This window comes from Streptomyces sp. NPDC060064 (assembly GCF_042736455.1).
In the GTDB taxonomy this organism is placed as follows: domain Bacteria; phylum Actinomycetota; class Actinomycetes; order Streptomycetales; family Streptomycetaceae; genus Streptomyces.
In genome coordinates this window covers 118,827-132,184 of sequence record NZ_JBHWWF010000023.1, presented here as the reverse complement: position 1 = coordinate 132,184, position 13,358 = coordinate 118,827, and the positions used below count along the sequence as shown (strand labels likewise).

The 13,358-nt window shown below is 65.2% G+C and carries 11 protein-coding genes; 7 read left to right on the top strand and 4 right to left on the bottom strand.

What is annotated here, in order from left to right; genetic code table 11:
* Positions 1-5 precede the first annotated feature (5 nt).
* Entirely contained in the window at positions 6-884 is an 879-nt protein-coding gene (locus ACFWDI_RS26100) for a hypothetical protein (protein WP_385307282.1), read from the bottom strand.
* Positions 885-1,031: 147 nt separating this feature from the next.
* Positions 1,032-2,627 carry an ABC transporter ATP-binding protein gene (locus ACFWDI_RS26095; RefSeq protein ID WP_385307280.1) on the bottom strand — a complete coding sequence of 532 codons (1,596 nt, stop codon included), beginning with the start codon at positions 2,625-2,627 and terminating at the stop codon, positions 1,032-1,034.
* On the opposite strand from ACFWDI_RS26095, the gene ACFWDI_RS26090 reads away from it, so the two are divergent.
* The 5 genes from ACFWDI_RS26090 to ACFWDI_RS26070 all read left to right on the top strand — a co-directional run bounded on the left by ACFWDI_RS26090 (position 2,626) and on the right by ACFWDI_RS26070 (position 10,287).
* Entirely contained in the window at positions 2,626-3,006 is a 381-nt protein-coding gene (locus ACFWDI_RS26090; protein WP_385307338.1) for a DUF6177 family protein, read from the top strand. The two genes, ACFWDI_RS26095 and ACFWDI_RS26090, sit on opposite strands and share 2 nt — an antisense overlap.
* A gap of 776 nt (positions 3,007-3,782) precedes the next feature.
* Positions 3,783-5,297: an N-6 DNA methylase gene (locus ACFWDI_RS26085; RefSeq protein WP_385307279.1), complete on the top strand. Its 1,515-nt coding sequence runs from the start codon at positions 3,783-3,785 to the stop codon at positions 5,295-5,297.
* Entirely contained in the window at positions 5,290-6,498 is a 1,209-nt protein-coding gene (locus ACFWDI_RS26080; protein WP_385307277.1) for a restriction endonuclease subunit S, read from the top strand. The genes ACFWDI_RS26085 and ACFWDI_RS26080 overlap by 8 nt, the downstream gene beginning before the upstream one ends.
* A gap of 1 nt (position 6,499) precedes the next feature.
* Positions 6,500-9,574: a type I restriction endonuclease subunit R gene (locus ACFWDI_RS26075; protein ID WP_385307275.1), complete on the top strand. Its 3,075-nt coding sequence runs from the start codon at positions 6,500-6,502 to the stop codon at positions 9,572-9,574.
* A 158-nt stretch (positions 9,575-9,732) separates the two neighbouring features.
* Positions 9,733-10,287, top strand: a complete 555-nt coding sequence (locus ACFWDI_RS26070) for an HD domain-containing protein (protein ID WP_385307336.1) — start codon at positions 9,733-9,735, stop codon at positions 10,285-10,287.
* Here ACFWDI_RS26070 and ACFWDI_RS26065 read toward each other — a convergent pair.
* Both ACFWDI_RS26065 and ACFWDI_RS26060 read right to left on the bottom strand, forming a co-directional pair.
* The gene (locus tag ACFWDI_RS26065) at positions 10,275-10,742 is read right to left on the bottom strand and encodes an NUDIX hydrolase (RefSeq protein ID WP_385307273.1); all 468 of its coding nucleotides are present in this window, start codon (positions 10,740-10,742) and stop codon (positions 10,275-10,277) included. The genes ACFWDI_RS26070 and ACFWDI_RS26065 overlap by 13 nt on opposite strands.
* Complete coding sequence (locus ACFWDI_RS26060; RefSeq protein WP_385307271.1) at positions 10,729-11,502, bottom strand: helix-turn-helix transcriptional regulator; 774 nt, start codon at positions 11,500-11,502, stop codon at positions 10,729-10,731. The genes ACFWDI_RS26065 and ACFWDI_RS26060 overlap by 14 nt, the downstream gene beginning before the upstream one ends.
* Positions 11,503-11,598: 96 nt before the next feature.
* On the opposite strand from ACFWDI_RS26060, the gene ACFWDI_RS26055 reads away from it, so the two are divergent.
* Entirely contained in the window at positions 11,599-12,291 is a 693-nt protein-coding gene (locus ACFWDI_RS26055; protein WP_385307269.1) for an HAD family hydrolase, read from the top strand.
* A 105-nt stretch (positions 12,292-12,396) separates the two neighbouring features.
* Positions 12,397-13,299, top strand: a complete 903-nt coding sequence (locus ACFWDI_RS26050) for a radical SAM protein (RefSeq protein WP_385307267.1) — start codon at positions 12,397-12,399, stop codon at positions 13,297-13,299.
* Positions 13,300-13,358 lie beyond the last annotated feature (59 nt).

The following is a 13,358-nucleotide window of genomic DNA, read 5'->3' as shown; positions in this document are numbered from 1 at the left end:
CGACGTCAGAAGACGACATGCCCGCGGTGGAACTGCGAGAGCACCACGAGCAGTCCGGTTTCGCCCGCCTGCCCGACGCGGGCGGCGGGGCTATCTGGGTCCGGCTCCGGATACTCGTAGCACAGGGCGCGCCAGCGGACCATGACTGGATCGTCGGCGTCGTCCATCCGGTGCCCCAGGGCTTCCAGCCGGTCGGTCCACCGCTCCTTGAACTGCGGTTGCCCGGTGTCGCGCCAGTCCCCGGTCAGCTCCTCCACGTCCTGCCGTGTGATCGCGGAGACGGGGACGGAGCGTTCCTTGGCCAGCAGGTGGAAGCCGATGGCCAGGGCCCCGGCACCGTCCACGTACTCCTCACCGGATGTCGTGGGATATCCGGTGGTGCTGATCTCCGTGTCGCCGAGGGCTGGTGCAACCGCGGAGCGCGCCCGATCCCACGCGTCACGCCACAGCTCGCTGCCTTCCCTGGCCGCTTGGGCGGCCAGCTCGTCCAGGCGTTCGCGGACCGTGAGCTTCGGTTGGCCGCATATCGGCAGCGCGGCGAGGTGATCCCGCGTGTAGTAGCCGAGGGCGAGGTCCTGTCGCATGTACACGGCGTGCAGGCGGTTGATGTTGATCTCCACCCGGCTGGGCCGTATGGCGCGCAGGCTGCGGTTGAAAGCGGCGTCGTGTACTTCGCCGGAGCGGTAATAGGCCGCAGCGGAGTGCGGCCAGTACCTTTCGCCAGGCGCCCGAAGATTGATGCCGTTCACCGTCGACACGGCCTTGCGCACCATGGGCGTTCTCGGAGCGCTCGAAGGCGACTGCCACACGGCCTGCTCGGTGTGGCTGCCGGCGTCTTGAGTCGACAGCGGTACGGGCGATCCGCCCTTGTGGCGCCGAGACACGCCACGAACGTGCTCCGCTCAGATCAATGGGGAGCGGCCAGGGCGTGGGCGTGCCGGTATACGCCGTGGCCCATCCCGCCACTTGGGCCGGAATCGGCGTCGGCGGCACGGGGGGCGCCTGGCGGGAGCGGGCGGAGGGATATGAGCTCATGAGGGCGTGGTGGAAGACGAGGTATCGGAAAGAGAGGAGCGGGGGGACGGAACCGGGGTGCCGTTGGAACGGGGCTGAACGAATTGGCTTGCTTGAAGATCAAAGAGCTCGGCGTAGACCCCGCCGTCTGCGAGGAGCTGGTCAGGACTGCCGGACTCCACGAGGCGCCCGCCGTCGAGGACGTGGATCAGGTCGGCGTGCCGCACTGAGGCGAGCCTGTGGGTGATCAGGACCACCGTCTGCCCGGCCTCAGCCAGAGCCCGAATGGCAGAGAAAACCTCCAGCTCAGCACGGGCATCGAGCGCCGCGGTCGGCTCATCCACGACCAAAATGTCGCCCTTGCGGTATGCGGCTCGCGCGATGCCGATTCTCTGCCACTGACCGCCTGAGATCTCGTGCCCGCCGCGGAAGCCGCGGCCGAGAAGGGTGCCCAGTCCGCGCGGCAGGCTGTCGATCACCTTGCCGGCCCCGGCCTGGTCGATCGCCTCCTGAATCCGGTTGGTGGTGAGCGGCACTTCGGGGCGGCCGACGCTCACGTTGACGCGCGCGGTAAACGTCCAGCGAACGAAGTCTTGCGCCACCATGGCGACGCGTCCGGCGAGTTGGTCGCGGTCCGCCTGAGCGGTGTCGACGTCGTCCCAGCAGATGCGTCCCGTGGATGGCTGGTACAGCCCGGCCAGCAGCTTCACCAGGGTGGTCTTGCCGGCGCCGTTGACACCCACGAGGGCGACGATCTTTCCCGTGGGAATGGTCAGGGAGAGGTCGGTCAGGGCCGGTTTGCTGTCCTCGCCGGGGTAGCTGAAAGACACGTTCTCGAAGCGGATCTCCCGTGGCTGCTTGGGGAGGTCCCCACCGCTGGTGGGGATGGCCCGCCTCTCTGCCTCGATGTTGAGCTGCTCAAGGTCGCCGACGAACAGGGCTTCGGCATTCAGGGAGTTGAGTTCCAGCACAAGGGTGTTGAGGCTGCCGGAGCCCGAGCGAATGGCGATGACGGCGGTTCCGGCGACGGCGAGGGCCATGATGCCGGACAGGAGCAGTGCGCCGAGGGTGAGGTAGGTGGCGATTGTGGCGAGACCCGTCCCGGTGGCGGCGATCAGAAGCGTGCGGCCCTCTAGCCGTGCGAGGCGGGCTTGTTCGTCCTCGGCTGCCTCCGACATGCCGCGGAAGTGCTCCAGCAGAAACGGCCCGAGCCGGTGCACGCGGATCTCGGGAGCAGCCTTCGGATCGACGAGCATCCTCGCGATCACCTGGCAGGCCCGCGAATGCTGCACCCACGTGTGGTACGAGCGGTAGCGGCGCTGGGCCGTGACCAGCGCCGACCAGGCACTGGGCAGCGCCATCAGCACAAGCATCGGCAACAGGCTCCAGTGGAGAACGGCGAGTACGCTCATCGCCGCGACCAGTGAGAACAGGGCGTTGATGACGCGGGTGGAGAGCTTGATGGCGCGCCGCGCCGCCATCGCCCCGTACTGCGCCGAGTCGAGGAGACGGTGGAAGGCGTCGTCTTCGATCGCCGACAACTCCACCCGTGAGGCGCGTGTCAGATAGGTCTCGGTCGCGAGCCGCACCACCGCAGGCGTCGAAGAGGACATCACTCTCACGCTGGGCTACGACACCAGCGAGATCCCACCCCTCGACACCATCGAAGCCCTCGCCGAGACACTGGCCACCGAGCACCACCTGACCTCCATGCTCACCTCGCTCCGTCCCGCGCGCCGCGACCTCACCGTCCCCCCGCACTTCGAGGCGCCCCCAGTCCCCCTCTCATTCACGCTCGGCACCGACGCAACCCACGGCATCGGGCTGAACCACGCCCGCCGGCCACCCCTGAACTCGCACATCATCCTGCTCGGCCCCGCTACCCGCCCCGCCCTCCACTACCCCCTCGGGAATGGCACCAACGCCCATGCGTGGACGGCACTCCAGCGGCTCACCCAGCACCTGAAGAAGGCGCAGCCCAGATCCCGCTAAAGGACAAAGGATTGGTATCTGATTCTCCATCAGCCGCCGTCGCGGATCCCCCGAATTTATGGGAACCCCCCAACGGCCCTGCTGCCAGCAGCCCGACGCCCAGTGCCTCGCAGCCCCATCGCCACTGGCGCGATGGTCCGCTTCCCGCGCATTTGCTCGTCCACCGCTCTGCACGCCCACTGCACGCGTGTCCACCGGCGGCCCTCAGCAACGGTGCTCGGGCTGGTCCGTCCCTGTGACACAAGGCAAAAGGCAAGGAAAAAGACCAGGTCACGGTGAGTGAGTCCTGGGCCTTTCCGGAGCCGCCTCCGGGATTCGAACCCGATACCTACGCATTACGAGGGCCTGCAAGATCATCCTGGACTGTGCGGGACCGTGCCACAGAATCCTGTTTTCGCTGATCAGAAGCCCATAGCCGTGACCGCCATGCCGCCTGGTCCACCAGGGTGCCAACCCGTCCGCTCACGCATCGCTCACGCGGTGCCAGCCTGGTGAGGGCCTACCCGAGCTCAGCAAATGGGCCACCCTGCGGCTCTTCGGCCTCCTTCTTGAGCCTTCATGTTCAGCTCCGAGGAGAAGGGCCCGTCTCATACTCTGTGACTCGGACGCGGAGACGCAGAGGTGAACTCTCAGTTTGTCCGCGATCACGCTCGGTTCCGGACTGTGGGTGCTGGTCATCGTCTACAGGTCGTTGTTGCCTGCCGTACCGGACTCCCGAAATGTCAGTGCCCTCCTCCATAATCGGGGTACCGTCTTCAACGAAGGACCTCATCTCTGTGACGATCACCCAGCACGAGCTCGAATCACGGCTGTGGGACGCCGCGAACGCGCTCCGCGGCCCCGTCGACCCGGCTGACTTCAAGACCTACGTCTTCCCGATGCTGTTCTGGAAGTGGATCAGCGACACCTGGGTCCACGAGCACGACGCGGCGTTCGATGCCTACGGCGACGACCTCGACGACGAGATCGAGGCCGACTTTCACCGGTTCGAGCTGCCCGAGGGCACGCTATGGAGCGAGGTCACCGAGAAGTTCACCAACCTCGGTGCGGAGATCGCGAAAACCTTCCAGCGAATCGAAATGGCCAACCCCCGCTCGCTCGCCGGCGTCTTCGGCGACGCCTCGTGGGGCAACCAGGAGCGGATCCCGGAGTCGGCCCTGCTGGGGCTCATCCGAGCGTTCAACAAGATCAGGCTCGACCCGTCGACGGTCTCGCATGACCTGCTCGGCGCGGGCTACGAGTACTTGCTAAAGAACTTCGCCGACGAGTCGGGCAAAAAGGCCGGCGAGTTCTTCACGCCCCGTGAGGTCGTGAACCTGCTCGTCGGGATCCTCCAGCCTGAGCCGGGCGAGTCCGTCTACGACCCGTCCTGCGGCTCCGGCGGGATGCTTGTCGCGACGATCAACCAGCTGCGCGAGTCCGGCAAGGATCACCGCACGCTCAGGGCGTACGGCCAGGAGATCAACCTGACGACGGCCTCTATCGCCCGGATGAACTTGTTCCTGCACGAGATCGAGGACTTCGACATCAAGCGCGGAGACACCCTCCGCGCTCCAGCGTTCAAGGCCCCCAGCGGTGCCGTCCGCCAGTTCGACACCGTGATCGCCAACCCGCCCTTCTCGCTGGCGAATTGGGGAGCGGACCGCTGGTCCTCGGACCCGCGAGCCATCTGCGGCGTTCCGCCGGCGAAGAACGGCGACTACGCCTTCGTCCAGCACATGGTCTCGTCGATGAAGCCTGGATCCGGCCGCGTCGGTGTGGTGATGCCTCACGGCGTGCTGTTCCGCGGAGGCGCGGAGGCGAATATCCGCCAGGGCCTCATCGAGAAAAACCTTCTGGAAGCCGTTGTCGGGCTGCCGCCCAACCTCTTCTACTCGACCTCGATCCCGGCGTGCCTGCTGATCTTCCGTGATCAGAAGCCTGTCGAACGCAAGGAGCACGTCCTCTTCATCGACGGCTCGGCCCGGTTCGTCAAGGGCAAGAAGCAGAACCGTATGTCCGAGGCTGACGTCAGGGCTCTCATCGAGGCGTACCAGACAGGCAACGACCCGGACGGTGAGGGTGGGGCGAACGTCCGGCTGGTGCCGTTCGAGGAGATCGAGCAGAACGGCTTCGACTTGAACATCGGCCGCTACATCAAGGTTGCTGCCGAGGAGACTGCCGATCTGGGTGCAGCGCTCGTCGCGTATGCCGATGCTCGCCAACACCGGATGAATACCGAGGCTGTCATGTTCGAGCGGCTCGCAGCGGCAGGAGTCGACCTGAGCGTGTTCGGGGTGCCCAGTGAGTGAGTGGGAGGGGGTCCGGCTCGACGAGGTCATCGCGCTGGACGTCGACGCGGTCCCGGTCACGGCGACGACCTCCTATGACATCGTCGGTGTCTTGAACCGCGGTCGGGGCCTGTTGTTTCGGGAACCGATCACTGGCAGTGAGACCTCATACAAGACGCTGAATCGCATCCGTCCAAACCAGATCGTCTACAGCCGCTTGAAGGCGTTCGAAGGGGCGATCACCGTTGCTCCGAACGATCTTGGCGAGGTTTACGCGTCGCAAGAGTTTCCGACATTCACGTGCGGTGAGCGAATGCTTCCCGAATACTTCCGACTCCTTACCACCACAAAACAACTGTGGGAGCAACTGCAGGCGTTGTCGACCGGCATGGGTGGCAGGCGTGAACGAGTCAAGCCTGCTGACTTTTTGACGATGGAACTTGCTCTCCCCTCCTTGTCGGAGCAGCGCCGCATCGTTGACGTCGTGGTCGCGGTCGATGCGTTGGTCCAAAGGCTGGCGATTGAGACGGTGGCGGCGGAGATGGCCCTCAAGGCAACTCGTGATTCGCTACTCACGGCAATGAATGGCCCTGAAGTCCCGTTGAAGATGTTGACGACCAAAATCGGTAGCGGAGCTACCCCACGTGGAGGTGAAGCCGCGTACGCGATAGAGGGCGTTTCACTGATCCGCTCCCAGAACGTGTACGACGGTCGGTTCGAGTGGAATGGCTTGGCGAAGATCCTTGACGACCAAGCTCGCTTGCTCGACAACGTAGCTCTGGAATCGAGCGATGTCCTCATCAACATCACGGGAGCCTCAGTCAACCGGGTCGCAATTGTGCCGGACGAAGCACTACCTGCACGGGTGAACCAGCACGTCGCAATCTTGCGATGCAATCGAGATGTCCTCGAGCCGTCGTACCTCGCTCACGTGCTCAGACGTTCGGATCTGAAGGCTGCCCTCGATGTCATGTCCGGTTCCGGCACCACTCGGCAAGCTCTTACGAAGGCTCAGTTGGAGACGTTCAGTATCCCTTCCTCGCCGGTCGACGAGCAGCGGGCGGTTGCAACAGTCTTGGACGGCTTCCTTTCCGAGAGCGCTGCCGCCCATTCAGAACTCGCTCAACTCAGGGCGTTCCGCTCGGCCCTTCTGACCTCTCTCCTGAACCAGGAGATCGAGATTCCCGAGTCCTATGACGCTCTGCTCGAGGAGGTTTCCTGACATGGGTTGGACAGAAGCGAGCACGATCCAGCGTTCACTGCTCGAGTGGGCGGAGGAGGCCGGCTGGGAGCGTCTCCAAGGGGAAGGATTACCGCGCGATGAGCATGACGTCATCGTCGAGGACTGGGCACGCGAAGCCTTGCTCGCGCTGAACCCGGAGCTGGTCGACGACCCCGAGTCGGCGGACCTCGTTCTGCATGAGCTCAATCAGGCTGTCCTCGATGCGCACAACGGTCTCGTTGCGGCCAACGAGCGGCTGACCGTGATGCTTCGTGGCGACCACTCATTCACGACGATCGACGGTAGGCATGTGCCTCGTCGGCTGATCGACTTCAAAGACCTCAACAACAACCGCTTCACCGTCGCTGACGAGGTCACCGTCAACGGTGCGACCAAACCGCGCCGGTTCGACGTCGTCTACTACGTCAACGGGTTCCCGCTGGTCGTTGCCGAGACCAAGACGCCTGTGAAGCATCAGGTCTCATGGGTCAACGCCGCGAAGGACCTTTACGACGTGTACGAGGAGGAGTACCCGAACTTCTTCGCGACGAACGTCTTCAACGTCGCCACCGAGGGCCTGGAGTTCCGGATGGCTCCGATCCGCGCGGTCCCGGACCCCGACTCCGAGATCTGGGCCCCGTGGGGGTCCACTGAGGACGACCCAAAAACCGTCACGGGCCCGGCTCGAGTCGAGCGGTCCGCGCGCTTGCTGCTGCGGCCGGAGACGATCCTGCCGATCCTCAAGGACCTGGTGATGTACCGGCACGCTCGGGACGCCTCCGAGGTCGACATCAAGTTCTTGCCTCGTTACCCGCAGTTCGAGGCGGCTCTGGCGATCCAGGCCAAGGTGCTCGCAGGCCGTCCTGGCGGACTGATCTGGCATCACCAGGGATCGGGCAAGACTGAACTCATGGCGTTCGCCGCAGCCCGTTTGCTGCGCGATGACGCGGTGACGGGGAAGTTCGGGAGCGCGCCGACGGTCATCGTGATCGCCGACCGTAAGGATCTGGTCCGGCAGACGGCGGAGATGTTCGAGACTGCCGGCATGCCGCGGATGTCGGTGCCCCGCAACCGGCGGGAGCTGCACACTCTGCTGCGTAGCGGTGAGCCCGGTGTGGTCATCACGACGGTGCACAAGTTCGCTGAGGCCGGCCATCTGAACAACCGGTCGAACATCGTGGTCCTCGTTGACGAGGCGCACCGCTCGCAGGAGGGGAAGTTCGGCGATGCGTGGCGTGCGGCGGTGCCGAACGCGAAGTTCTTCGGTGCGACGGGTACTGCGATCGAGGACAAGGACCGTTCGACGTTCAAGCTGTTCGGCGACCCTGACGACCCGGACTTTGTGATGTCGCGGTATACGCCGGAGCAATCCATCGCCGATGGGTTCACCAAGCCAGTGATCGTGGAGGGCCGGTCTGTCGGGTTCAACCTCGACAAGGAAGCCTTGGACGAGGCATTCGACGAGCTGGCCACGGAGGAGGGCCTGGACGAGGAGGAGAAGGTCTTCCTGTCGGGGAAGGCTTCTCACATCGAGACGATCCTCTCCAACCCCGAGCGCGTGGCTGCTGTGTGTGCCGACATCGTCGACCACTTCCTTACCTATGTCGCGCCTCTGGGGCAGAAGGCTCAGGTCGTGGCCTACAACCAGCGCCTTGTGATCGCGTACACCAGGGCCATCGAGGCCGAGCTGGAGCGCCGTGCTGCAGTCATGCCGGATGGACGACTCCGTGAGGTCGGTGTGGTGATGCACGTCGCCGACAGCAAGGAGACCCCTAAGGAGCACAAGAAGCACCTGCTCACGCCGGAGCAGGAGGAGGCGCTTAAGCGCCGCTTCAAGAAGGTCGATGACCCGATGTCGTTCATCGTTGTCACCGCGAAGTGGATGACCGGCTTCAACGCTCCCATCGAGGGGGTGCTGTATCTCGACAAGCCCGCTAAGGACACGAACCTGTTCCAGACGATCACGCGGCCCAACCGTCCGTGGAAGAATCCTGTCACCGGTCAGCGCAAGGACTTCGGGCGGGTCGTCGACTACATCGGGCTCGCGAGGGCCATCGGCAAGGCAGTTGCCGGCCCGAAGGTGAAGGACGACGAAGAGGACGAGCTCAACGTCACCGACGCCTCAAAGCTGGCGGGGAAATTCGTCGCCGACCTCACGCGTCTGCTCCATCTGTTCGACGGCATCGACACCAGTGACTCCTCGTTCGAGTCGCTCGCCGAGGCCCACGAGCGGATCCCCGAGGGCGGCGCGCAGCGCACCGAGTTCATCGAGACCTACGTCGCGCTGCAGACGGTGTGGGAGTTCCTCGACCCGCACCCGATGCTCCGGCCATTCAAGGGGCAGTACTTCTGGCTCGCGAAGGTGTACGAGTCGATCCGGCCCAAGGACGTCTCCAAGACGTTCCTCTGGGCACGTCTCGGCGCGAAGACCACTGACCTCATTCACGGTCACATGACCGATGTGGGCGTTAGGTCGATGCCGTCGAAGACAGTCACGCTCGACGCTGCCGGTCTGGCGCTGGTGAAGAAGATCGCCGAGCAGCTGAAGCTTTCCAAGCAGCAGACGCCGGAGTCGAAAGCCGATGACGTGTATCAGGAGGTCCTCGACTCCATCGAGGCGCGCCTCAGGCGTCGGCTCGCCGATACCGAGAGCCCGGCGTATCGGTCGCTGGCGGAGCGGATCGAGAAGCTTCGTGCCAAGGCGATCGAGAACGTCGAGGACTCGCTGGCCTTCCTCGAGGAAGCTCTGAAGATCGCTCAGGATGTGGTCGCCGCAGACCGGGCAGCGGAACAGGGCGACCAGGGAGCGCTCGACCGGCTGGCCGATCCGAAGCGTGGGGCGCTCACTCAGATCGTCGCGGAGAACACACCGCCCGGGCTGCACAAGATCGTCCCTGACATAGCCTCCCGGATCGACTCGATCGTCGTCGAGGTCGCCTATGCCGGTTGGAGCGCGAGCGACGCGGGCGACAAACGCGTCCGCCGCGAGCTGCGTTCCGTCCTGAAGGAGTACAGCTTGCCCATCAAGGGCGAACTGTTTGACCGAACGTACGAGTACGTACGGGAGAACTACTGAACGACGTCCTCGCGGAACTCCTTCGGATACGGCTTGGGCATTGCGACATCCTTCCAGCCCGCCTCTCAGCCAGCCAGGTCAGGTGTCAACCGCCCCTGCAGCAGTCCCGTAAGGCTTGAGCAAAACGCGCCCTGGGCACGAACCACGACATGGATGACATGTTCGGTGAGTGGGCGATGGAAGTAGCGGAAGCCGAACTCGGCAGTCCGCTTCCACGGCGGTGGGCACACACACAAGGAGTGGCTGAACGCGCGATTAAAGTGCGTCAGGTTCTCGGCGTAGACGCTGACCTGCTCCTTGCCGCTGCCACGCTTCATGACGTCGGGTATGCACCCCGGCTCGCAGTGACCGGTTTCCATCCGCTGGACGGGGCCCGGTTCCTTCGCGACGAGCATGGGGCCGAGGAGCGGCTGGTGCGACTGGTAGCCAACCATTCGTTCGCGCTCCTGGAGGCCGAGGAGCGGGGTCTACGGGAGGAGTTGTCCACCGAGTTCCCCTTGCTGGACCACCCGCTGCTGGTGGACGCCCTCGTGTACTGCGACATGACCACGACGCCCGACGGGGGCCGGACCACCGCGCAGGACCGGGTCGCGGAGATCGTCAGCCGCTACGGGGACGACAGCGTGGTCGGGCGGTTCATCCGTCGGGCGGCACCGGAGATCTTTGCCGCCGTAGAGCGAGTGGAAGCCGCCGTGGCGGCTCAGCCGAGGTAGGGGTAGGTGCCGGCGAGGTAGTCCCCGATCTGCTGGCGCATGCTCGGGTGAATGTCGTACTGGTCGAGGTCGGCCGGCTGGACGAAGCGGACGCCGTCGGCCTCGTCGTTGATCGTGGGCGCTCCGCCGACGGGGCGGCCGATGTAGGTGTTCTCGTACTGCTGGCGAATCTCGCCGTCGGTGTAGGCGACGATGTGGTTCGGGTTGGTATAGACGCCGAGGAATCCGGTGAGCTCCGCGATGATGCCGGTCTCCTCCAGACACTCGCGCACCGCGCACTCGGCCGCGGTCTCGCCGATGTCCTGGGCTCCGCCGGGGAGGGCCCACTGGCCGGTGTCGCGGCGACGCTGGAGGAGGATGGCGCCCGTCTCGTCGGAGACGAGCAGGTTGCTGGCCGGGATGAGGGTGTTCGCCTTCGGAGCAGAGGGGTCGTTGTAGTACTCAGTCCTGCCCATGGTCAGCGGTCCTCTCCTGGTCGGGTGCCCATTGCCTCGCAGCGGCCCAGACGGCGTCGAAGCTTTCAGCGTAGTTGTCGAACCACCCTGTATCGCCTGCCCTCTTGAGGTGCAGAAGGGGGTTGGCGCTTGCCGGTTGACCCCAGATGTGTGGGTTGACGAGCAGGTTGTCGTCGTAGCGGAACATGGACGTGTAGAGGGTGGTGTCGTGGAGTCGTACGCCGCACCCGGCCTCGCCCAGCAGCGGACGGTAGTACGTCAGTGAGGCGCGGATCTTGGCGGCGAGGGTGTCGCCGATTCCCTCCTCACGACCCCGGATAGCGGCTGCCTGCCCGTCCGGATCGCCGAAGCACAGGCGCACCCGCACTCCCTCGGCGGCACGTTCGGAGAGCATCTTGGCGACGTGGGGGTTGGACTGGGCGAAGAAGGTGCCGGAGAAGACGAGGACGCCGATCTCGTGCCGGGCCTCTCGCAGCAGTGCGAGCCACACGTCCCGGGGCACGCTGGCCCGGTTCTGGTAGGTGCCGACCAGCTCGGTGCCTAACCCGTCCCTCGGCCGGCCTGGGCGCTTGGACGGCTCAGGCCAGAGGAAAGTCTCTTCGACGCGCAGGTGTCGCGCGACGCGGAAACGGTGCCGGGCATGGGGAATCCGTCCGCCCAGCCATCGGCTGACCGTCTTGGGGTCTACCTCGCAGACCTCGGCAAGCGCATCGGGCGAAACGCCGCGTTGGCCGAGCACAGTGCGCAGTCGGTTGTTCACAGCAGCTATCGAATCGGCACACCGCGTGATCGCGCAAGGACGTTTTGGGACGCAGTCCGCTGAAGTGGAACCCCGCCGACTGCCTACTCTGGCGGCATGGAGCTCTTCGTCCTGTGGGACATCGACCACACCCTCATCGAGAACGCAGGGGTCAGCAAGGAGATCTACGCTGCTGCCTTCGGTGCCCTCTCGGGACGCGAGCCCACGGAGCCCGCGCGTACCGAGGGGCGTACGGATCGGCTGATCATGCGCGACATGTTCGTCCGCGAAGGGCTGCCCGTGCCCGACTGGCACTTCATCGAGACCGCGCTCGCCCAGGCGGGGGAAGCGCGCCTGGAGGAGCTGCGCAGGCGCGGGACTGCCCTGCCCGGTGTTCATGAGGCGCTGGAGGCCGCCTCTGCTCAGAAGGGTTGGGTCTCCTCCGTACTTACCGGCAACATCGCTGCCAACGCTCGCGTGAAGCTTGCTGCGTTCGGCCTCGACTCCCTGCTGGATCTACCGGTGGGCGCATACGGAGCGGACGCCGAACTCCGTCCCCATCTGGTCGCTGTAGCCCGCGAGCGCGCGCAGCGCCTTCATGGTGTTTCGGCCGACATCCCCACCGTCCTCGTCGGAGACACCCCTCGTGACGTGGAAGCGGCTCTGGCCACAGGCTCAGGCCTCCTCGCCGTCGCCTCCGGCATCCACACCCCGGAGGAACTGACCGCCGCCGGCGCCGGCGAAGTCCTACCCGACCTATCGGACACGAGCCGTGTCCTCGGCATCCTGGAGTCCTTCGCAGGTCACTGAAAACGTCCCAGGACGTCCTCGGACCGTCCCTGAACGCGGTGTCGAGGTCCCCGAGCAGAAAGCCACTATCAGGCTCCCAACAGGCAATCAGCCGAAGGAGCCGATGTGATCGAGGAAGTCACCGGGATCAGGAAGATCCGGATGCTGTACCTGCAGCTGATCTACCGCTGCAACTTCACATGCCTGCACTGCTTCCACGGCAAGCGGCTCCAGTACGCCGACGCCTTTACCGTCGAGGAAGCCACGGATCTCCTCACCCTGATGCGGGACCAGTACGGCACGGAGGCCGTGACCCTGCTCGGCGGAGAGCCGTTCGTCCACCGGGACCTCGCGCGGGTCGTCCGCCACGCCAAGGAGGAATTGGGCCAGCGCGTCGAAATCTGCTCCAACGGGTACCGGATCGAGCGCCGCCTGACCGAGATCGCTCCCTACCTGGACTTGCTCAGGGTCTCGCTGGAGGGCGTCGGGTCGACCAATGACGGCATCCGAAGGCAGGGCAGCTACCAGAGCGCCCTGAACGCGCTCAGTCTGGCGCGGGATCTCGGCGTTCCGACGGGTGCGACCATGACCGTTACCTCGCGGAACATTGAGGAAGTCCTGCCCCTCGCGAGCGTCTTGGCGCAGCTCGGGGTCCGGCAACTCAAGCTCCACCACCTGCGGCCGGTCGGCAACGCCGCCGATCACCCCGAGCTGCTGGTCACCTCCCCCTCCGCCTACGGCCGGCTCCGCGAAGAGCTGGCGTCAGCCGACCTGCCCTTGGAGGTGATCGTCGACGAGGACCTCTCCGAGCACGTCGCCCCGCAGGTGTGCGCACCGTCCAGCGGTCCTCGCGAGATCGACCGCATCGAGGTCGACCCACGCGGTGCGTTGACCATGTCCTGCAAGGCCGTGGGGAAGGACGCGCACGCCTTCTGGTACGAGAAGGCGGCAGGACGCATCGTCCACAAGCCCTCGTCCGCCGACGAGCTCACCCTCGCGGTGCCGGACGTGGTGTACGGCAGTGCCTGATCACCCGCGTTTCGAGAGCCTAGAAGGATTACGCGGCACCGGTAAGTCCACTCTGGCGC